16 protein-coding genes are annotated in these 18,851 nt (G+C 68.7%); all 16 read right to left on the bottom strand.

The window, feature by feature from the left end; genetic code table 11:
* Nucleotides 1-10: 10 nt before the first annotated feature.
* Nucleotides 11-1,474 (bottom strand): glutamate synthase subunit beta, encoded by a 1,464-nt coding sequence (locus ACNI3K_RS10225; protein WP_419391790.1) that lies wholly within the window; start codon nucleotides 1,472-1,474, stop codon nucleotides 11-13.
* Complete coding sequence (gltB, locus tag ACNI3K_RS10220) at nucleotides 1,467-6,002, bottom strand: glutamate synthase large subunit (protein ID WP_419391789.1); 4,536 nt, start codon at nucleotides 6,000-6,002, stop codon at nucleotides 1,467-1,469. Before gltB ends, ACNI3K_RS10225 begins: the two co-directional genes overlap by 8 nt.
* Before the next feature lie 120 nt (nucleotides 6,003-6,122).
* Entirely contained in the window at nucleotides 6,123-7,058 is a 936-nt protein-coding gene (lgt, locus tag ACNI3K_RS10215) for a prolipoprotein diacylglyceryl transferase (RefSeq protein WP_419391788.1), read from the bottom strand.
* Entirely contained in the window at nucleotides 7,055-7,855 is an 801-nt protein-coding gene (gene trpA / locus ACNI3K_RS10210; protein ID WP_419391787.1) for a tryptophan synthase subunit alpha, read from the bottom strand. Before trpA ends, lgt begins: the two co-directional genes overlap by 4 nt.
* Nucleotides 7,852-9,060, bottom strand: coding sequence for a tryptophan synthase subunit beta (gene trpB, locus ACNI3K_RS10205; protein WP_419391786.1), 1,209 nt, complete (start codon nucleotides 9,058-9,060; stop codon nucleotides 7,852-7,854). Before trpB ends, trpA begins: the two co-directional genes overlap by 4 nt.
* Nucleotides 9,057-9,866 carry an indole-3-glycerol phosphate synthase TrpC gene (gene trpC / locus ACNI3K_RS10200; RefSeq protein WP_419391785.1) on the bottom strand — a complete coding sequence of 270 codons (810 nt, stop codon included), beginning with the start codon at nucleotides 9,864-9,866 and terminating at the stop codon, nucleotides 9,057-9,059. The genes trpB and trpC overlap by 4 nt, the downstream gene beginning before the upstream one ends.
* Before the next feature lie 62 nt (nucleotides 9,867-9,928).
* Complete coding sequence (locus ACNI3K_RS13090; protein WP_518486596.1) at nucleotides 9,929-10,288, bottom strand: DUF4190 domain-containing protein; 360 nt, start codon at nucleotides 10,286-10,288, stop codon at nucleotides 9,929-9,931.
* 71 nt (nucleotides 10,289-10,359) lie between these two features.
* A complete protein-coding gene (locus ACNI3K_RS10190) occupies nucleotides 10,360-10,773 on the bottom strand; it encodes a DUF2752 domain-containing protein (protein ID WP_419391783.1) in 414 nt (137 codons plus the stop codon).
* A 35-nt stretch (nucleotides 10,774-10,808) separates the two neighbouring features.
* Nucleotides 10,809-11,147: a DUF4190 domain-containing protein gene (locus ACNI3K_RS10185; RefSeq protein ID WP_419391782.1), complete on the bottom strand. Its 339-nt coding sequence runs from the start codon at nucleotides 11,145-11,147 to the stop codon at nucleotides 10,809-10,811.
* 40 nt (nucleotides 11,148-11,187) lie between these two features.
* Entirely contained in the window at nucleotides 11,188-11,424 is a 237-nt protein-coding gene (locus ACNI3K_RS10180; protein ID WP_419391781.1) for an HGxxPAAW family protein, read from the bottom strand.
* A gap of 29 nt (nucleotides 11,425-11,453) precedes the next feature.
* The gene (locus ACNI3K_RS10175) at nucleotides 11,454-13,001 is read right to left on the bottom strand and encodes an anthranilate synthase component I (RefSeq protein WP_419391780.1); all 1,548 of its coding nucleotides are present in this window, start codon (nucleotides 12,999-13,001) and stop codon (nucleotides 11,454-11,456) included.
* Nucleotides 12,998-13,357, bottom strand: a complete 360-nt coding sequence (gene hisI, locus ACNI3K_RS10170; protein WP_419391779.1) for a phosphoribosyl-AMP cyclohydrolase — start codon at nucleotides 13,355-13,357, stop codon at nucleotides 12,998-13,000. The genes ACNI3K_RS10175 and hisI overlap by 4 nt, the downstream gene beginning before the upstream one ends.
* 151 nt (nucleotides 13,358-13,508) lie before the next feature.
* Nucleotides 13,509-15,284, bottom strand: a complete 1,776-nt coding sequence (locus tag ACNI3K_RS10165; protein WP_419391778.1) for an ABC transporter ATP-binding protein — start codon at nucleotides 15,282-15,284, stop codon at nucleotides 13,509-13,511.
* Nucleotides 15,281-17,155, bottom strand: coding sequence for an ABC transporter ATP-binding protein (locus ACNI3K_RS10160; protein ID WP_419391777.1), 1,875 nt, complete (start codon nucleotides 17,153-17,155; stop codon nucleotides 15,281-15,283). The genes ACNI3K_RS10165 and ACNI3K_RS10160 overlap by 4 nt, the downstream gene beginning before the upstream one ends.
* Nucleotides 17,152-17,922, bottom strand: a complete 771-nt coding sequence (gene hisF, locus ACNI3K_RS10155) for an imidazole glycerol phosphate synthase subunit HisF (RefSeq protein ID WP_419391776.1) — start codon at nucleotides 17,920-17,922, stop codon at nucleotides 17,152-17,154. The genes ACNI3K_RS10160 and hisF overlap by 4 nt, the downstream gene beginning before the upstream one ends.
* The gene (locus tag ACNI3K_RS10150; RefSeq protein WP_419391775.1) at nucleotides 17,919-18,845 is read right to left on the bottom strand and encodes an FKBP-type peptidyl-prolyl cis-trans isomerase; all 927 of its coding nucleotides are present in this window, start codon (nucleotides 18,843-18,845) and stop codon (nucleotides 17,919-17,921) included. The genes hisF and ACNI3K_RS10150 overlap by 4 nt, the downstream gene beginning before the upstream one ends.
* Nucleotides 18,846-18,851 lie beyond the last annotated feature (6 nt).

The following is an 18,851-nucleotide window of genomic DNA, read 5'->3' as shown; positions in this document are numbered from 1 at the left end:
TCATAGTTCCTTAGGCCCGAATGGCGGCGGAGTGCGCCGTCACCGGAGCAGGGAGCTCGGTGCTCCCCAGCAGGTATTGATCGATCTCGGCGGCGGCCGCGCGGCCCTCGGCTATCGCCCACACCACTAGCGAGGCACCGCGCCCCGCGTCGCCAGCGACGAACACGCCGTCAACATTCGTGGCGTAGTCGTCGCCTCGCTGGATCGCGCCACGGTCAGTGGTCGCGACCCCGCCCTGTGCAGACAGCTCTGAGGTCTCGGGACCCGTGAATCCCATCGCGATCAGCACCAGGTCGGCTGGAATGTCGCGCTCGGTGCCGGCGACGGGCGTGCGCGAACCGTCCGGGTTGTACTGGGTCTCGGCCACCTTCAGCGCGGTGACGTGCCCGCCCTCCCCGACGAACTCCACCGTCGACGCGAGGTACTCGCGCGCCCCGCCTTCCTCGTGGCTCGAGGACACCTCGAACACCCGCGGGTCGGTGGGCCATGGCTCGTTGTCGGAACGCGTCTCCGGCGGCCTCTTGCCGATCGCGAGCGTCGTCACCGATGCCGCGCCCTGGCGCAGGGCGGTGCCGATGCAGTCGGAGCCAGTGTCGCCGCCCCCGATGACGATGACGTGCTTGCCCTCGGCGTGAATCTGCCCGGGCACCTCGTCTCCGGCCGCCGCCTGGTTGCCCTGGTGCAGGTAAGGCATTGCGTAGTGGATGCCGTCGAGGTCGCGACCGGGGATCGGCAGGTCGCGCGGCTTGGGGGCGCCGGTCGCCACGAGCACGGCATCGTAACGGGCGCGAAGCTCGTCCCAAGCGATGTCGGTGCCGATCGCGGTGTTCGTGCGGAAACGGGTGCCCTCCGCCTCCATCTGGGCGATGCGCCGGTCGATGTGCAGCTTGTCCAACTTGAAGTCCGGGACGCCGTACCGCAGCAGACCGCCCAGGCGATCGTCCTTCTCGTACACGCGCACCGTGTGTCCGGCCCTGGTGAGCTGCTGGGCCGCGGCCAGTCCGCCCGGTCCCGAGCCGACCACCGCAATGGTCTTGCCCGTCTGGCGCTGAGGCACGATCGGTGCGACGTTGCCGTCCTCAAAGGCGTGGTCGATGATCTCGACCTCGATGTTCTTGATCGTCACGGCCGGCTGGTTGATGCCCAGCACGCACGACGTCTCGCACGGAGCGGGACAGATGCGCCCCGTGAACTCCGGGAAGTTGTTCGTCGCGTGGAGACGATCGATCGCGTCCTTCCAGTGCCCGTCGCGTACCAGGTCGTTCCACTCAGGAATCAGGTTGCCCAGGGGGCAGCCCTGGTGACAGAACGGGATGCCGCAGTCCATGCACCTCGACGCCTGACGGCGCAGGGTCGGTTCGTCGCGCGTGAGGTCGTCACGCACTTCCTTCCAGTCGAGCAGGCGCACTGGGACCGGCCGGGATGCCGGCAGCTCCCTCTCACGTACCTTCAGGAATCCGCGCGGATCAGCCACTGGTCACCTCCAAGAATTCGGCCCATGCACCCGGGGCGCGCAGGTCACCACCACTGGCCTCGAGCTCGACGAGCGCGTCACGCACCCGAGCGTACTGAGCCGGCAGCACGCGTGTGAACCGCGGCGCGTACTCGTCCCAATGGGCCAGGATGTCGCGGGCCCGGGGCGACTCCGTCAGCTCGAGGTGCCGCTCGATCAAGGTCCGGACGATCGTCTGGTCCTCGGCGTCGAGCTCGCTCAACGTCAGCTCACCCGAGGCCAGCGCCTGGCGGTTCACCCGCTCCGGCCGCAGGTCGAGCGCATAGGCCGTGCCCCCGGACATTCCCGCACCGAGGTTGCGGCCGGTCCGACCGAGGATCACGGCGGTGCCGCCGGTCATGTACTCCAGAGCATGGTCACCCACGCCTGCGACGACCGCGGTCGCTCCCGAGTTGCGCACGAGGAAGCGCTCGCCCACTTGACCGCGGAGGAAGATCTCGCCGCTGGTGGCGCCATAGCCGATCACGTTGCCTGCAATGACGTCCTTCGAGTCGTCCATCATCGACTCGCGGTGCGGGCGGACGATGACACGGCCACCTGACAAACCCTTGCCGACGTAGTCGTTGGCGTCGCCGAGGAGGCGCAGCGTGATCCCCTTGGGCAGGAACGCTCCGAACGACTGACCCGCCGAGCCGGAGAACGTGATGTCGATCGTGTCGTCCGGGAGGCCGGCGGCACGGTAGCGCTTGGTGACCTCGTGACCGAGCATGGTGCCGACGGTGCGGTTCACGTTGCGGATCGGCAGTTCGATCTCCACCGGCTCCCCCCGCTCGAGGGCGGGAGCGGCAAGCTCGATGAGCTGTCGGTCCAGCGCAGCCTCCAGTCCGTGATTCTGGGTCGTGGAGCTCGTGATGGCGCGGCCCGGCTCGGGCAGCGCAAGCACCGGCGACAGGTCAAGGCCCTTGGCCTTCCAGTGATCAATCGCGGCTCGAGTGTCGAGAGCCTCGACGTGGCCGACGGCCTCCGCGATGGTCCTGAATCCGAGCGCGGCGAGGTGCTCGCGCACCTGCTCCGCGATGAACTCGAAGAACGTCACCACGTGATCGGCCTGACCGGTGAACCGCGAACGCAGCTCTGGGTTCTGAGTCGCGACGCCCACGGGGCAGGTGTCAAGGTGGCACACACGCATCATGATGCAGCCCTCGACGACCAGTGGAGCGGTGGCGAAGCCGAACTCCTCGGCTCCCAGCAGCGCGGCGACCACGACGTCGCGGCCAGTCTTCATCTGGCCGTCGACCTGCACCACGATCCGGTCGCGCAGGTCGTTGAGCACCAGCGTCTGCTGCGTGTCCGCCAGCCCGATCTCCCACGGCGCACCTGCGTGCTTGAGGGAGTTCAGCGGGCTCGCTCCAGTGCCGCCGTCCTGGCCGGAGATCAGCACTACGTCGGACTTGCACTTGGCGACTCCGGCGGCGATGGTTCCGACACCGACCTCCGACACCAGCTTGGTGTGGATGCGTGCCTGCGGGTTGGCGTTCTTCAGATCGTGGATGAGCTGCTTGAGGTCCTCGATCGAGTAGATGTCGTGGTGCGGCGGCGGGGAGATGAGTCCCACGCCTGGCGTCGAATGCCTGGTCTCCGCCACCCAGGGGTAGACCTTCGTCCCTGGGAGCTGCCCGCCCTCGCCTGGCTTGGCGCCCTGGGCAAGCTTGATCTGGATGTCGTCCGCATTCACCAGATACTCGCTGGTCACACCGAAACGGCCCGAGGCCACCTGCTTGATGGCGCTGCGGCGCTCCGGGTCGTACAGGCGGTCGGCGGACTCGCCGCCCTCGCCCGTGTTGGACCGCCCACCAAGGCGGTTCATCGCGATCGCCAGCGTCTCGTGCGCCTCAGCCGAGATCGACCCGTAGGACATCGCCCCCGTGTTGAAGCGCTTGACGATGTCGCTGACAGGCTCCACCTCGTCGATGGGAATCGAGGGGCGGTCGGAGGCAAACTCGAACAGGCCGCGCAGCGTCATGAGGCGCTTGGACTGATCGTCCACGCGATCGGTGTACTTGCGGAACACGTCGTACTTGCGGGTGCGAGTCGCGTGCTGGAGCGTGAAGACCGTGTGCGGGTCGAACAGGTGGGCCTCGCCGTCGCGCCGCCATTGGTAGTCGCCGCCGGTGTTGAGGCGCCGGTGCGGAGGCAGCTCTCCCGAAGGCGGGTAGGCGTCGGCGTGTCTGCGCGCCACCTCCTCGGCGATCACATCGATCCCTGCCCCATCGATCTGGCTGGGAGTGCCCACAAAGTGCCGGTTGACGAGAGCGCGGGCCAAGCCCACGGCCTCGAACACCTGAGCACCGCGATACGACGCGATAGTGGAGATGCCCATCTTCGACATGATCTTCAGCACGCCCTTGCCGAGCGCCTTGATGAGGTTCGAGACCGCATCGGCCGGGGCGGTGTCGCCGAGGTAGCCGCGGCGCGCGAGGTCCTCGACGGTCTCCATGGCGAGATACGGGTTGACGGCCGCGCCGCCGTACCCAATGAGCAGGGCGACGTGATGGACCTCCCGCACGTCCCCCGCCTCCACGACGAGCGAGGCGCGGGTACGAGTGTGATTGCGCACCAAGTGGTGGTGCACCGCCGAGGTCAACAGCAGCGACGGGATGGGGGCGAAGTCCTGGTTCGAGTCGCGGTCGGACAGCACGATGAACGAGACGCCGTCGGCGATCGCAGTGTCGACCTCGTCGAAGATGTCAGCGAGACGGCGCTCGAGGGCTTCGTGGCCGGCCGCCACGCGGTACAGGCCGCGGATGCGCCGCGACGAGAACACGCCCTCAAGGCGAGGGTCGGCGTCGATGTGGAGGATCTTCGCGAGCTCGTCGTTGTCGATGACCGGAAACTCGAGGAGGACCTTGCGGGCGTGCTCGGGCGTCGCTTCCAGCAGGTTCGGCTCGGGGCCGATCGCACCGCCGATGGCCGTGACAATCTCCTCGCGGATCGAGTCCAGCGGCGGGTTCGTCACTTGCGCGAACATCTGCGTGAAGTAGTCGAACAGCAGCCGGGGCCGGTCCGACAGCACGGCGATCGGGGTGTCCGAACCCATGGCGCCGATGGGCTCGAGGCCGTTGACGGACATCGGCGTCAGCAGCCGCTTGAGCTCTTCCTCGGTGTATCCGAAGGCGCGCTGGCGGCGCTTCACCGAAGCGCGGGAGTGCACCACATGCTCGCGGTCCGGCACATCGGCGAGCCGCACGGCGTTGTCGCTCACCCACTGCTCATAGGGGTGCTCGGCGGCCAGCTGGGACTTGATCTCCTCGTCCTCGATGATGCGTCCCGCGGCGGTGTCGACCAGCAGCATGCGACCCGGCTGCAGGCGCCCCTTGCGGACCACCTTCGCAGGGTCGATGTCCAGCAGACCAGCCTCGGAACCGGCCACCACGAGCCCGTCGTCGGTGACCCAGAAGCGGCCTGGGCGCAGACCATTGCGGTCGAGGGTGGCACCGATCAGGGTGCCATCCGTGAAGTGCAGCGCGGCGGGGCCGTCCCACGGCTCCATCAAGGCCGAGTGGTACTCGTAGAAGCCCCGCCTGTCGGGGGCCATCTCGTCGTTGTTCTGCCATGCCTCAGGCATCATCATCAGCACTGCATGCGGCATCGAGCGCCCACCGAGGTGGAGGAGCTCAAGCACCTCGTCGAACGACGCGGTGTCCGATGAGGACGGCGAACAGACCGGCTTGAGATGGGCCATGTCACCCAGCAGCTCGGAGCTCATCGTGCCCTCACGAGCCGTGATCCAGTTGCGGTTGCCCTGCACGGTGTTGATCTCGCCATTGTGGGCGATGCCCCGGAGCGGCTGCGCGAGCGACCAGGACGGGAACGTGTTGGTCGAAAAGCGCGAGTGCACGAGCGCGAGCTGCGAGGTGAACAGCTCGTGCGTCACATCGGGGAAGACCTCTTCGAGCTGGTACGTGGTGAGCATGCCCTTGTAGGTGAGGGTGCGGCTCGAGAGCGAGGCGAAGAACGGTCCGCCCGCCTTCTCCGCCCTCTTGCGCACGCGATATGCGCGGCGGTCGAGCTCGATGCCGTCGAGGCCATCGGCGGCGAGGAACACCTGCCGGAACACTGGCATCGCCGCCCGTGCGGACGGTCCGAGCGGCTCGGGGTTCGCCGGCACGTCACGCCAGCCGAGCACCGTCACGGCCTCGGCACGTGCCGCGTCCTCGAACGCGTGCACCTCAGCATCCTCGTCTCCAGGGGTGAGGAAGGCGATGCCCACCGCGTACGTGCCCTCTGCGGGGAGGTCGAAGTCGACGACCGAGCGCAGGAACTGGTCCGGGATCTGCGTGAGCAGACCGGCACCGTCGCCCGTCTCGATCTCGGCACCCACTGCGCCGCGGTGCTCGAGGTTCTTCAGAGCCGTGAGGCCTGCGTCCACGATGTCGCGGCCGGGCGTGCCACGCAGCGTCGCCACGAAGGCGACGCCGCACGCATCGTGCTCGTACGCGGGGTCGTAGAGCCCGTGATTGGGCTGGGTGACGCGGGTCTTCGCGGCCATCACACCGTCCTTTGCCGTCGTCGGCACAGGCCGAGGACTTGATCGTTTGCGGGGCGCCGTCGGCCCGGGGAACACACGGGAGAACAGCCTACCGCGAACATGGTCGAGGTAAAGAATCGCCTATGACTTCCCCTGGCTTGTGGCCGGGTCGTCGTGCTCAGGCTCGTCGGCCGGGTGGGCCGTCGCGTCGGTCGAGTCGGTGGGATCGTCATCGGCCGCCGCTAGCCGGTTTCGGGGAACTCGGTGCTCCGCGTCGGGCTGGCGCCTGCCGAGGATCATGAACATGGCGACGGCGAGAGCGAGCACGGCGATCGACACCCACACGTTGATGCGCAGCCCGCCGACCGTCACCGCGGTGTCGATGCGCACCAGCTCGATCCACAGCCTGCCGCTCACGTACACCATCACGTAGAGCCAGAACGTACGCCCGCCTCGCAGGTCGAAGCGGCGGTCGAGCCAGATGATCAGTGCGGCCCCCACCAGGTTCCACACCATCTCGTACAGGAACGTCGGGTGGAATGTCGCGAACTCCGCGTAGCCCTCGGGCCGGAACGCCGGGTCGACCTCCAAGGCCCACGGCAGCGTCGACGGGCTGCCGAACAGCTCCTGGTTGAGGTAGTTTCCCAGCCGCCCGATGGCCTGCGCGATCAGCACTGCGGGAGCCGCCGCATCGGCGAAGGCCGTGAAGGACACGCCGTGCCTACGGGCGCCGATGAAGGCGCCGAGCGCGCCCAGCGCGACCGCGCCCCAGATGCCAAGACCGCCGTTCCAGATCTCGAGCGCCGCCCAGGGGTCACCCCCCTCCCCGAAGTACGGGCCGGGCGTGGAAATCACGTGGTAGAGACGCCCGCCGACGATTCCGAACGGGATCGCCCACAGGACGATGTCGCCCACCTTGTCGCCGTCGCCGCCCCGCTCGACCCACCGCCGGGTGGTGAGCCACACTGCGACGAAGATCCCCGCGAGGATGCATAGCGCGTACGCGTGGATCGTCACCGGTCCGAGGCTGAAGGTCTGCAGGCCGTCGGGCGGCGCCGGGATGAAGCGGGGCGTCATCGCGCGCTCCTCACTCCCTCAGCGAGCTCCGCTGCCTTGATGCGTAGCGCAGCGATTCCGGCCTCCGGATCGGTGTTCTCTGTGAGGCACCGCAGCAGCGCAGTTCCCACGATCACACCTTCCGCGAACTGGGCGACCTCCGCCGCCTGCTCGGGTGTCGAGACGCCAAGGCCCACACACACCCGCTCAGCGCCGGCCTCGCGCGCCTGCGCGACCACGCGAGCGGCCTGCTCTCCAACCGATGCGCGCACTCCGGTGACGCCCATGAGCGACGTCGCGTAGACAAAGCCGCGGGACGCCCCCACGGTCATGTGCATGCGTTCCCGCGTCGTCGACGGCGCCACCAGGAAGATCGTGTCCAGGTCCTGCTGTCGTGCCGCCGCGATCCACTCCTCACCGACGTCGGGCGTGAGGTCCGGCGTGATCGCACCCACACCGCCTGCCGCCACGAGATCCGCGGCGAACCGCTCGAGCCCGTACTGGAGCATGGGGTTGAAGTAGGACATCACCACGGCGGGTGCTCCCGCATCGGAGATGGCGCGGACCGCTGTGAAGGCATCGCTGACGCGCACGCCGCGCTCGAGTGCCTGCGCGACGGCGAGCTGGATCACAGGGCCGTCGAGGACCGGATCTGAGTAGGGCGGGCCCACCTCGACAATGTCGACACCGGACTCGACCATGGCGACCATCGCGCGAATAGACGTGTCGACGTCCGGGTAGCCCACGGGGAGATAGCCGATCAGCGCGGCTCGACCCTCGGCCTTGATCTCGTCGAGGCGGTCGGTGAGGGCGCTCACTCGCCCTCTCCCGGCAGCATCTCGAACCACCGTGCCGCCTGTTCGACGTCCTTGTCGCCGCGACCGGAGAGGTTGACGAGCAGTGTCGCGTCAGGGCCCAGCTCCTTGCCGAGTTTCATGGCGCCGTACAGGGCGTGCGCGGACTCGATGGCCGGCATGATCCCCTCCGTGCGGCTGAGCAGCCGGAAGGCGTCCATCGCCTGGGCGTCGGTGACGGGCCAGTACTCGGCCCGGCCCAGGTCCGCGAGCCACGAGTGCTGCGGGCCCACGCCGGGGTAGTCGAGCCCCGCGGAGATCGAATGCGAGGGGTTCGTCTGGCCGTCCTCGTTCTGAAGGATGTATGACTTCGAGCCGTGGAGCACCCCGGGCCGACCACCGGTGATGGTGGACGCATGCCTGCTGGTCTCGACGCCGTCACCGGCAGCCTCGCAGCCGATCAGCCGCACACTCTCGTCGTCCAAGAAGGCGTCGAACGCGCCAATGGCGTTGGAGCCGCCGCCCACGCAGGCGAGGACCGCATCGGGCAGGCCGCCGCGCTCCAGCATCTGCGCGCGTGCCTCGACGCCGATGATGCGCTGGAAGTCGCGCACCATGGCGGGGAACGGGTGCGGGCCGGCCGCCGTGCCGAAGACGTAGTTGGTGGTCTGAACGTTGGCGACCCAGTCGCGGAACGCCTCGTTGATGGCGTCGCGCAAGGTGCGAGTACCGGTGGTCACCGGAATCACCTCGGCGCCGAGCAGGCGCATGCGCGCGACGTTGAGCGCCTGGCGCTCCGTGTCCTCCTCGCCCATGTAGACCACGCACTCGAGATCCATGAGCGCGGCCGCGGTGGCGGTCGCCACGCCGTGCTGCCCCGCGCCGGTCTCCGCGATCACTCGCGTCTTGCCGATCCGCTTGGTCAGCAGCGCCTGGCCCAGGACGTTGTTGATCTTGTGCGAGCCCGTGTGATTCAGGTCCTCGCGCTTGAGGAGCACCGTCGCGCCGCCGGCGTGGCGGGCAAATCGCGGGACCTCGGTGATGATCGACGGCCGGCCCGTGTAGTCACGCGCGAGGCGGGTGAGCTCCTCGGTGAACTGGGGATTGATGCGCGCCTTCTCGTAGGCGTCCGTCAACTCGTCGAGCGCCGCGGTCAGCGCCTCGGGGACGTACCTCCCGCCGAAGTCGCCGAAGAAGGGGCCGGGCGCCGACTGGAGAGACGGGTTCACGGACGCACCGCTCGTAGCGCGGGGTGTGCGCCTGCGGCGACCATCTCGGCCACGGCGGTGCGCGGGTCCTTGTCCTTGACGAGCGCCTCGCCCACCAGGACCGCGTCGGCTCCCATGCGGGCGTACTCGACGACGTCGTGCCCGTCGCGGATGCCGGACTCCGCCACCCGGACGATCCCCTCGGGGATCGACGGCGCGAGTCGCGCGAAGGTGTGACGATCGACCTCGAGGGTCTTCAGGTTGCGGGCGTTGACGCCGATGACGCGGGCCCCGGCGTCGACTGCCCGTGCAAGCTCGACCTCGTCGTGCACCTCGACCAGCGCGCACATGCCGAGAGAGTGTGCGCGCTCGACGAGGCTCTCGAGAGCCATCTGGTCGAGTGCGGCGACGATCAGCAGCACCAGGTCGGCGCCGTGTGCGCGGGCCTCCCACACCTGGTAGGGCGTGACGATGAAGTCCTTGCGAAGAATGGGGATGTCGACCTTGGAGCGCACCGCGTCAAGGTCGGCGAGGGAACCGCCGAAGCGGCGCTGCTCGGTGAGCACCGAGATCACGGTCGCTCCCCCAGCCTCGTACTCGGTCGCCAGCGACGCGGGGTCGGTGATGGCGGCGAGATCTCCCTTCGAGGGGCTCGATCGCTTGACCTCTGCGATCACGGAGACCTCGTCGGAAGCAAGCAGTGCGCGCGCGTCGATCGCACACGGAAGGCGCGCGGCACGTTCCTTCAATTGGTCCATGGGTGTGGCTGACTCTCGCTGCGCGAGATCCTCCCTCACGCCTGCGACGATGCTCTCCAGCACGCTCATTCGCTGCCCCCTTTCCGTCGCCCCCATGCTACCGCCGGGCACGCCGTCCGAGGACCGCACGCCTAGAAGATGAAAAGGACCAGCCACTTCCACAACAGCGAGTTAAGCACTCCGACAATGCCCGTCACTAACCCAGCGATCGCGGCACCACGGCCCACGGGCACCATTCCATGCCGCTCCAGCTCTGCGGCTCGCTTGATGCCGAGGCTTGAGAAGACAATCGCCAGAATCGCTGGGATGAAGAACGTATTGATGAGCACCGAGATAATCCCGAGAACTAGTCCCGCCGTAGCCTTGCCGTTCGCCGCACCGCCGCCGCTATCCCGCGCATAGGGGGCGGGCGCCTGGTATGGGACCGGCGCAGAGTATGGAGCTGGGGCCGCTGGCGGTACATCGTCCCGATTGTTGAAACCTTCGCTCACTGCTACCAGCCCCTCACAGACGTTCGGGACGTCCGCTTAACGCCCTCGCGGGATTGACGTTAGCAGGCCCTCTAAGGTGCGAGGTATGGCTCGAGAACCGGGATGTTGCGCACGATCCAGAAGATGAAGAGCAGTGCGGGCAGGCCAACGGCCAGCCAGATCGGGACTGACGGCGCGGGCCTCCCGCGCCAGGCGGCGCGTATCCAGGCCACTAGCAGCGCTATGCCCAGGGGGATGATGAGCAGCACGACGACGGGGTTCATCCCGAGGGCGGCTGCGGCGTCGCCGCGCGCCAGCTCGTGGACGGCGCGCAGCCCCCCGCACCCCGGGCACCAGTGCCCCGAGCTTGCGAGAAAGATGCAGGACGGGAAGAAGCCGCGCTGGTAGGGATCCGCCAGCGCGGTGTACGCCGTGGCGGACGCGAGAACGGCCAGGGTGATGCCCGGTGCCATCATGCGCCGAGCCGCAGAGCTCTTTGCCGGCACCTGCACCACCCTGGCCGCCGTCATCGTGGAGTCGGTCAGAAGTTGGAGGTGGTCGACCAGTCGTACGACCCGGTCGCGATCAGGATGCCCCACACGATGGCACCAAGCACCGACAGCACTGTGGCGATGATCCCGAGGATGAAGCCCACCTGTCCCAGGTTGCCGTTGGTCGCAAGACCCTGCGCCTGCGCCTTCTTGGAGTTGTTGCCGACGATGATTGCCGGGATGCCTGTGAACAGCCCGCAGCACAGGATGCCGACGATGCCGAGCACGAGCGAGATGGTGCCGAGGTTGTTCTTCGACTCGTTGCCGCCTGCGCCCGGGGGCGGCGGCTGCGATGCCGAGGGCGGCGGGGGTGGGGGAACGTCCGTCATTCTCTTCTCCTTTGGACAGCGCGATCGAGGAAGACGACCGCTACTTCAATGGCTGGCCATGGCCGAGGGCGCGCAGCGCCGCACCGGCGGCGAGCGCGACGACTGCAAGGCCTACACCCACCCATACCACTGGCCAGATGGGGAACGCGATCCCTACCGCCGCCACGAGAGCCGCGACGATGAGCCCGATGTTCGTGGTCCATCCCGCAACGGTCTTGCCGTGGTTGGCGTAGGCCTCCTCGGGGAGGTTCTCCGGGGCGATCTCAATGCTCGACATACCTTCTCCTTGCCAGTCGTGGAGCCAGTCTAGCCACGGGCTGCGGCGCGCAGTCGCGAGGCGAGCGCGATGGCCCTCATCATCGCTGCGGCCTTGTCCTTGGTCTCTTGGTCCTCGCTCGCCGGCACCGAGTCGGCCACGACCCCCGCGCCGGCCTGCACGTGTGCGATGCCCGACTCGATGAGCGCTGTCCGGATGGCGATCGCCATGTCCATGTCGCCCGCGAAGTCGAAGTAGCCCACTGCACCACCGTAGAACGCGCGCCGCGCCGGCTCGATCTCGTCGATGAGCGCGATCGCGCGCGGCTTGGGCGCTCCCGACAGCGTGCCGGCGGGGAACGTCGCGGCGAACACGTCGACCGGACCGTATCCCGCCTCGAGCTCTCCCTCCACGGTCGAGCAGATGTGCATGATGTGGGAGTAGCGGTTGACGCGCATGAACTGAGCGACCTCCACCGACGTCGGCTCACATACCTTCACAAGATCGTTGCGCGCGAGGTCGACCAGCATCACGTGCTCGGCGCGTTCCTTAGGATCGGCGAGCAGGTCCTCCTCGAGGCGGCGGTCCTCGTCCGCGGTCTGCCCCCGTCGACGGGAACCGGCGATGGGGAACGTCGAGACGCGGCCGCGATGGACTGCGACCAGTGATTCCGGGCTCGCGCCGACGACGGCGAACTCCCGGCCGGCATCGTCCTGCAGCTCGAAGTAGTACATGTACGGGCTGGGGTTCAGCGTGCGCAGGACGCGATACACGTCGAGCGCCGAGGCGTCGCAGCCGACGTCGAACCGCTGCGCCGGCACCATCTGGAACACCTCGCCGTCGCGGATAGCCTCCTTTGCGAACTCGACCATCCGCTCGTACTCTCCCGGGCCGCTGCGGTGACTCACGCTCGGGTCAGGCACGTTACCGGCCAGCACCGAAACCTCGCCGGCGGGGGCGTCGACGAGGGCGCGCTCCATGGCGTCGAGGCGCGCCAGCGAATCAGCGTAGGCCTGCTCGATCCCCGCCTCCTGCGCGTTGGCGTTCACGGCATTCGCGATCAGCCACACCGAACCGTCGTGGTGATCGATCGCGGCGACGTCGGTCGCGAGCAGCAGATGAGCATCGGGCACATCGATGTCACGGGGCGCCTTCTGCGGCAACGTCGGCTCCCACTGGCGCACGATGTCCCACCCGAGCACACCCACGAGCCCGCCGGTCAGCGGCGGAAGCCCCGGGATCGGCTCGGAGCGCAGCTCGCTCAGTGCCGCACGGATGACGTCGAGAGGGGCGCCGTCGACGAGGCCCACGGGCACGTCACCGGACCACCGCGCCTCGTCGCCGTCGACGGTCAGCGCCGCGCGGGAGTGCACCCCGACGAACGAGTACCGGCCGCGGGTCCCGTCCGGCTCGGCGGATTCGAGAATGAAGGTGTTGGGCCGGCCACCAGCAAGCGCGCGGTACACCGCGACCGGGGTGAGGCCGTCCGCGAGCACGCGGCGCACGACGGGCACGACTCGGTGTGTGGCGCCGAGCTCGACGAACTCGTCCAGGCTGGGCCACGTCTGACCCCACTCGACGCGCACGGGATCGCTCACGCCGACCCCCCATCCACAGCCAGCAGGTCGCCACCTGCGTCAAAGCAGCGGGTCGCGCCGGTGTGACAGGCGGGACCCTCCTGGGTGACGGTCACGAGCAGCGCATCGCCGTCGCAATCGATCTCGACGCGGTGCACCAGCTGGATGTGGCCCGAGGTGTCGCCCTTGCGCCACAGTTCGCCGCGCGAGCGGCTCCAGTACACGGCGCGCCCGGTCGTGAGGGTCTCGTGAAGAGCGTCATCGTTCATCCAGGCGACCATGAGCACGTCGCGTGTCGAGCGCTCCTGGACGACGGCGCACACGAGCCCGTCGTCGGTGCGCTTCAAGCGCTCGGCAATGGCGGCATCGAGAGGCATGGCGCCCATCCTTCCAGATCAGCACGCTCGTACCGTCCCGAACATCGTGGCGTCGGAAACTCCCGCGCTCGGCCCGCCTGGGCCGCTGCTGTCCGGGTGTCGCGGCCAAGAGTGTTCGGCACGGTCAGGGCCAGGCGGCCGATGCGGGGGTTCAGTCGCGCGTCTGCGACACCCAGGCGGCGTGAAGGCCGGCATAGATGCCGCCCGCCTCGACGAGCTCGCGGTGCGGCCCGACCTCGACCAGCTCGCCTTGCTCCATGACCGCCACGACGTCTGCGCGCTCGGCCGTCGACAGCCGGTGAGCGATCACCACGGCGGTACGCCCCTGCATCAGCCCCTCGAGAGCGCGGGAGATGCGCACCTCCGTGGCAGGGTCGACCGCGCTCGTGGCTTCGTCGAGGATCAGCAGATCGGGGTCCCGCAGGTAGGCGCGAGCGATCGACACCAGTTGGCGCTCACCCGCGCTGAGCAGCTCGCCGCGCGGTCCCACGGGCGTGTCGAGGCCATGAGGCAGTCCGTCGACCCACGCATCGAGGCCGAGCGACTCGAACGCGGCCAGGGCACGGCGCTCGAGGTCGCTCTCGTTTGCCTCCGGAAGCGCGTAGGCCAGGTTCGAGCGAACCGTGCCGTCGAACAGGAACCCCTCTTGCGGCACGACGGCCACAGACCGCCGCAACGACTGCATCGGCACCTCGCGGAGGTCCACGCCACCCACGCGCACCACGCCGTCCGTGGGATCGAAGAACCGGGACATGAGCCGCGCCAGGGATGTCTTGCCCGAGCCCGTCTGGCCGACGAGAGCGATGCGCCGCCCGGCGGGTACCGCGAGGTCGACGCCCTTGAGCACCTCGGGGCCGTCGGAGTACGTCAGCCGCACGCCTTCGACCGACAGATCGCCGTGACCGTGAGGGATGGGGGTGCCGTTCTCGCCCGGGTCGGCGACCGTGACCTCCTGGTCGACGAGCTCGAGCACGCGCTTCCAGCCGACCACCGCCCGCTGCATCTCGGCGAGCATCTCGATGATCCACATGAGCGGTCCCGCGAACATGTAGACCAGGAAGGCGAAGGCCACCACGGTGCCGACAGAGATGGAGCCATCGATCGCCATTATGGTGCCACCGATGAGCGCCAGCCCGGTCGCGAGCGACTGACCCACCACGGTCGAGGAGAAGTTCGCGGAGGCCAGGATCGAGGCCTTGCGCTCCGCCGCCAGGATGTCGTCGATCTCTCCGTGCAGCTGGTCGCGCATGCGCTGCTGAACGCCGTACGAGCGGATGGTGGCGACACCGACGATCTGCTCCGACGTGCGTCCCATCAGGTCGGCCATCTTGGAGCGCACCACCTGGAAGGCACGTCGCACCCGCGGCTGGATCCACATGAGCGACCCGACCATGGGGAGGAATGCCACCAGGACCAGCAGCGACAGCTGCCACGAGTACGCAAGCATCACGACGAAGACCACGGACGCCTCGAGCGCGGAGATGATCATGGCGGCGCCGGTCCACTGCATGAGGTCGCGCATCGTCTCGACGTCGCCCGTCACGCGGGACACGTATCGGCCGCGCTGCTCCTCGTTCTGAGTCAGCACCGACAGCTCGTGGACCTTGCCGAAGGCGCGGATCCGCAACGTCGCGAGCCCCTTTTCGGCGGCCGTGACCATGCGCACGCGCACCTGCCAAGCGAGCACCGCGGCGATGACCAGCACCACCGCTCCCCCGGAGGCGTACATCACCACGGTGTCGACGTCCACGCCTGCGTCGGCAAGCAGCCCCTCGTCCGTCACGCGCTGTGTCAGGAAGGGAACGGCGGCGCGGCCCATGGCGGCGAAGGTCGCGAGCACCAGGGTGACCACGAGCCCTGCGCGGAACTCCGGGCTCACCTGCAGCCCGCGCCGGAACATCTGCATGACGCTCGAGTCCTCGGTCATCCCACGTACTCCGCATCCTCGTCGGCCTGACGCTTCGAGTCCTCCTCGTACGCCATCACCAGCTCTCGGTAGCCCGGGTCGCGCGAGATCAGTTCCAGGTGCGTTCCTGCGTCCACGACTCGTCCGGCATCGACGTGCACCACGTGGTCGGCGAGCAGGATCGACGCGAGCCGATAGGCGATGATCAGCACCGTGGGTCCGGCGCCGTCGGCGCTCAGGCCCCGCAGGATCTGCTGCTCGACGCGCGGGTCGACCGCAGACGTCGCATCGTCGAGCACGAGCACGCGCGGATGACGCACGAGGGCGCGGGCGAGAGCGAGCCGCTGGCGCTGACCGCCGGACAGATTCATGCCGCGTTCAGCGAGCCGCGCATCCAGTCCCGCGTGCTCGCCGGAGCCGAGGATCTCCATCACGTCCATGACGTTGGCGCGGCGCAGGGCGTCCCACACCTGCTCGTCCGAGTAGGGCTCGCCGAGCGTGACGTTATCGCGCACTGTCCCCGCGAACACGAAGGCCGTCTGGGGCGCCAGGGCGACATGCTCGCCGAGAGCCTCGATCGTGCCGATGTCAACCTGGTCGAGAGTCACCGTGCCGGTGATGGGTCGCGCAAGGCGCGACGCGGCGAGCGCGACTGTGGACTTTCCGGAGCCCGTAGCACCCACCAAGGCAGTCACGGTCCCCGGTCTCAGGTCGAGCGACACGTCGCGCAGGATGACCGCCAGGTTGCCGTCGCCGTCGTCCGCACCGATGTCGGCGGTGTCGAACCGCATCTGGCCGGCACCCTCCTTCGCAAGCGGACGGTCGCCGGGATCGTCGACCTCTGTCGCAGCCTGGGCGATCTCCCCCACGCGCCGGAACGCGACCAGCGCCTGCGGCATCTGACCGAGCACCCAGCCCAGCCCCCGGATCGGCACGGCCATGAGGGTTACCAGATAGATCGCGGAGACGACGTTCCCGACGGATACGGCTCCCGCCTCCGCACGGTAGGCGCCCACGATCATCAGGGCGACGGAGCCGAGGGGCACGATGAGGTCCATGAGCGGCTCGAACCACGCGCTCGTGCGCCCCACCTTGATGTCGGCGTCCTGGAGCCCGCGCGCGGCGGCCGCGAACCGCTCGGTCTCGCGCTGCTCGGCACCCAGTGCCTTCACGACCGTGCCGCCCTCGAAGCTCTCGTGGGCGATCGTCGACACGTCCGCGCGCAGCGTCTGTCCGAGGTCCCAGCGGGGCGTGATGACCTTCTCGTAAGCGATGTTGATCGCGAAGATGACCGGGACGACAGCGAGGCCGGTGACCGCGAGCCAGGGGTCCATGCGCCACATCGAGTAGCCGGCGGCGAACATCATCACGAACGACCCGACGGTGAAGGCGAACGGGTGCAGCGTATTGGTCGCGCTCTCCGAGTCGGAGGACATGGCCGAGAGCATGCGACCGGACGGATTCGCCCGGTGCCAACCGAGAGGCAGGCTGGCGAGGGCATCAGCCACCACGCGCCGGTGGCGCGCGCCCACTCCGGCGACAGCGATCCCCTGCACCCCGCGCCGCAGCCCGACGAGCACCGCGTTGACGATGCCGATCCCCAAGAACACGGCGCCCGCGAGAGCGATCGCCTCGACAGGATCCTGCGTGATCTCGCCCCACGGACCTCCGATCGGATCACCGGCGACGCCGGGAACCACGATCTCGTCCGTGATCTGGCCCAGCAGGGTGCCGAAGGCGACGGTCAGCAGCGAGAACAGCGCCGCGGTCGTGACGGCGAAGGCGAAACGGCGCGGCTCGGTGCGCACAGCATGCCGCAGGAGTTGCAGCGCCTTGCGGTTGAAGGTTCCCGAGAGCCGGTAGTCGGCCGCGTGACGGCTCGAGGGCGTCACCTCACCTCGATCCCGGCGTCGCGCATGGCGGCCTTCACCTCAGCGATCGACAGCGTGCCGAAGTGAAAGACACTGGCGGCCAGCACCGCATCGGCACCCGCGAGAGCGGCCTCGACGAAGTGCGCTGCCGTACCGGCGCCGCCGGAGGCGATGAGAGGAACGGACACCACGGCCCGAACCTGACGGATCATGTCGAGGTCAAAGCCCGAGGTGGTGCCATCTGCGTCCATGGAGTTGAGCAGAATCTCGCCGGCGCCGAGCTCGGCACCCCGGCGAGCCCAGTCGACCGCGTCGATGCCGGTGCCTTGCCTGCCGCCGTGGGTGGTGACCTCGAAGCCCGACGGGGTCGTGGCCTCGCCCTGGCATCGACGCGCATCCACGGACAGCACCAACACCTGGCTGCCGAACCGCTCGGCGATCTCGAACACGAGCTCCGGACGGGCGATGGCGGCGGTGTTCACGCCGACCTTGTCCGCGCCCGCGCGCAGCAGCCGGTCGACGTCCTCAGTCGAGCGCACTCCCCCGCCGACCGTCAGCGGCACGAACACCTGGTCGGCGGTCCGGCCGACGACGTCGAGCGTCGTGTCGCGGTTCGCGGAGGACGCGGTGACGTCGAGGAACGTGACCTCGTCGGCTCCGGCAGCCCCGTAGGCGCGCGCCAGCTCGACTGGGTCGCCGGCGTCGCGCAGATCGACGAAGTTGATGCCCTTGACCACTCGTCCCGCGTCGACGTCCAGGCATGGGATGACGCGCACTGAGGTGCTCACAGATCCTCCGGATTCCATACGTCGAGGATGTCCACGACGACGATCATGCTGCCGCGCTCCGGGTAGCCGAGTTCGGGGGGCACCACCATGAGCACGCGCGAGCGCGCCGTCTGGTCGAGCAACCCCTGTTGGAGACCGGGCACGGCGGACACCTGGTCCATCTCGAGCAGCAGCGGCTCGCGCTCGCTCTCCCACGACGTGTCGAAGACGTCGCCGGCCTCCCACTGCTCGTCGGAATCGGCCGGACTCGGATCGTGGTGCACCATCGTGTAGTTGACGAGCACCAGCGAGTTGGAGCGCACCTGGGTGCCGCCGCCATTGATCAGCGTCGCGACCTCGAGATCGGAGCGGGGCTCGCGGTCCGGGTCCACGGTAACCACGGGCTCGTCGTCGACGCCGAGGCTCACCGTGGGCATGCCCTCGACGGGTTGCTGGACCTCGCCCTGCGCGCTCGTCGGCAGCACGTCCACCACGAGCGCCACGGGCTCGCGTGCGTCGGCGCCATCGCCGGGGGGCGACACCGCGAGCACGCGGCCGCCCACGTTCACCGTCTGGAGCACCTCATAGATGCCTTCCCCGACGATCTCGGGTGCCATCAGGAAGGACTCGGGCAGGCCATCGAAGGTGTTCATGACCACGGAGCCGTCCACGAGCGACTCGCCGTAGATGTCGAGCAGCAGCGGCTGGCCGTCGACGAGCGGTTCGCCCTCGCCCTCCCACAGCACCTCGGTCTGCTCTTCCACGTACGTCTGGTCCTGTGTGAACTCGATGTCGGGCGCGAGCGTCTCCGACTGCACCACCGTCACCTGGGAGATGTCGCCCGAGGCCGACGGGCTCGCGTCAGCCTCGTCCTCCGTCGCGGAGCACGCCGCGAGCGAGATCGCGAGGGCGCACGCCCCTGCGGTCATGGCCGACGAGCGCATGGTGGG

Origin of the sequence: Demequina ureilytica (genome assembly GCF_048553575.1) — a bacterium.
Taxonomy (GTDB): Bacteria; Actinomycetota; Actinomycetes; order Actinomycetales; family Demequinaceae; genus Demequina.
The sequence above is the reverse complement of the archived record's forward strand: the minus strand, read 5'-3'. Positions and strand labels throughout refer to the sequence as shown.

Coding starts and splice junctions, on each gene's coding strand:
- gltB (WP_419391789.1), bottom strand. CDS start 6,002: ATGGCCGCGAAGACCCGCGTCACCCAGCCCAATCACGGGCTCTACGAC.
- lgt (WP_419391788.1), bottom strand. CDS start 7,058: ATGACGCCCCGCTTCATCCCGGCGCCGCCCGACGGCCTGCAGACCTTC.
- trpC (WP_419391785.1), bottom strand. CDS start 9,866: ATGAGCGTGCTGGAGAGCATCGTCGCAGGCGTGAGGGAGGATCTCGCG.
- ACNI3K_RS10185 (WP_419391782.1), bottom strand. CDS start 11,147: ATGACGGACGTTCCCCCACCCCCGCCGCCCTCGGCATCGCAGCCGCCG.
- ACNI3K_RS10180 (WP_419391781.1), bottom strand. CDS start 11,424: ATGTCGAGCATTGAGATCGCCCCGGAGAACCTCCCCGAGGAGGCCTAC.
- hisI (WP_419391779.1), bottom strand. CDS start 13,357: ATGCCTCTCGATGCCGCCATTGCCGAGCGCTTGAAGCGCACCGACGAC.
- ACNI3K_RS10165 (WP_419391778.1), bottom strand. CDS start 15,284: ATGACCGAGGACTCGAGCGTCATGCAGATGTTCCGGCGCGGGCTGCAG.
- ACNI3K_RS10150 (WP_419391775.1), bottom strand. CDS start 18,845: ATGCGCTCGTCGGCCATGACCGCAGGGGCGTGCGCCCTCGCGATCTCG.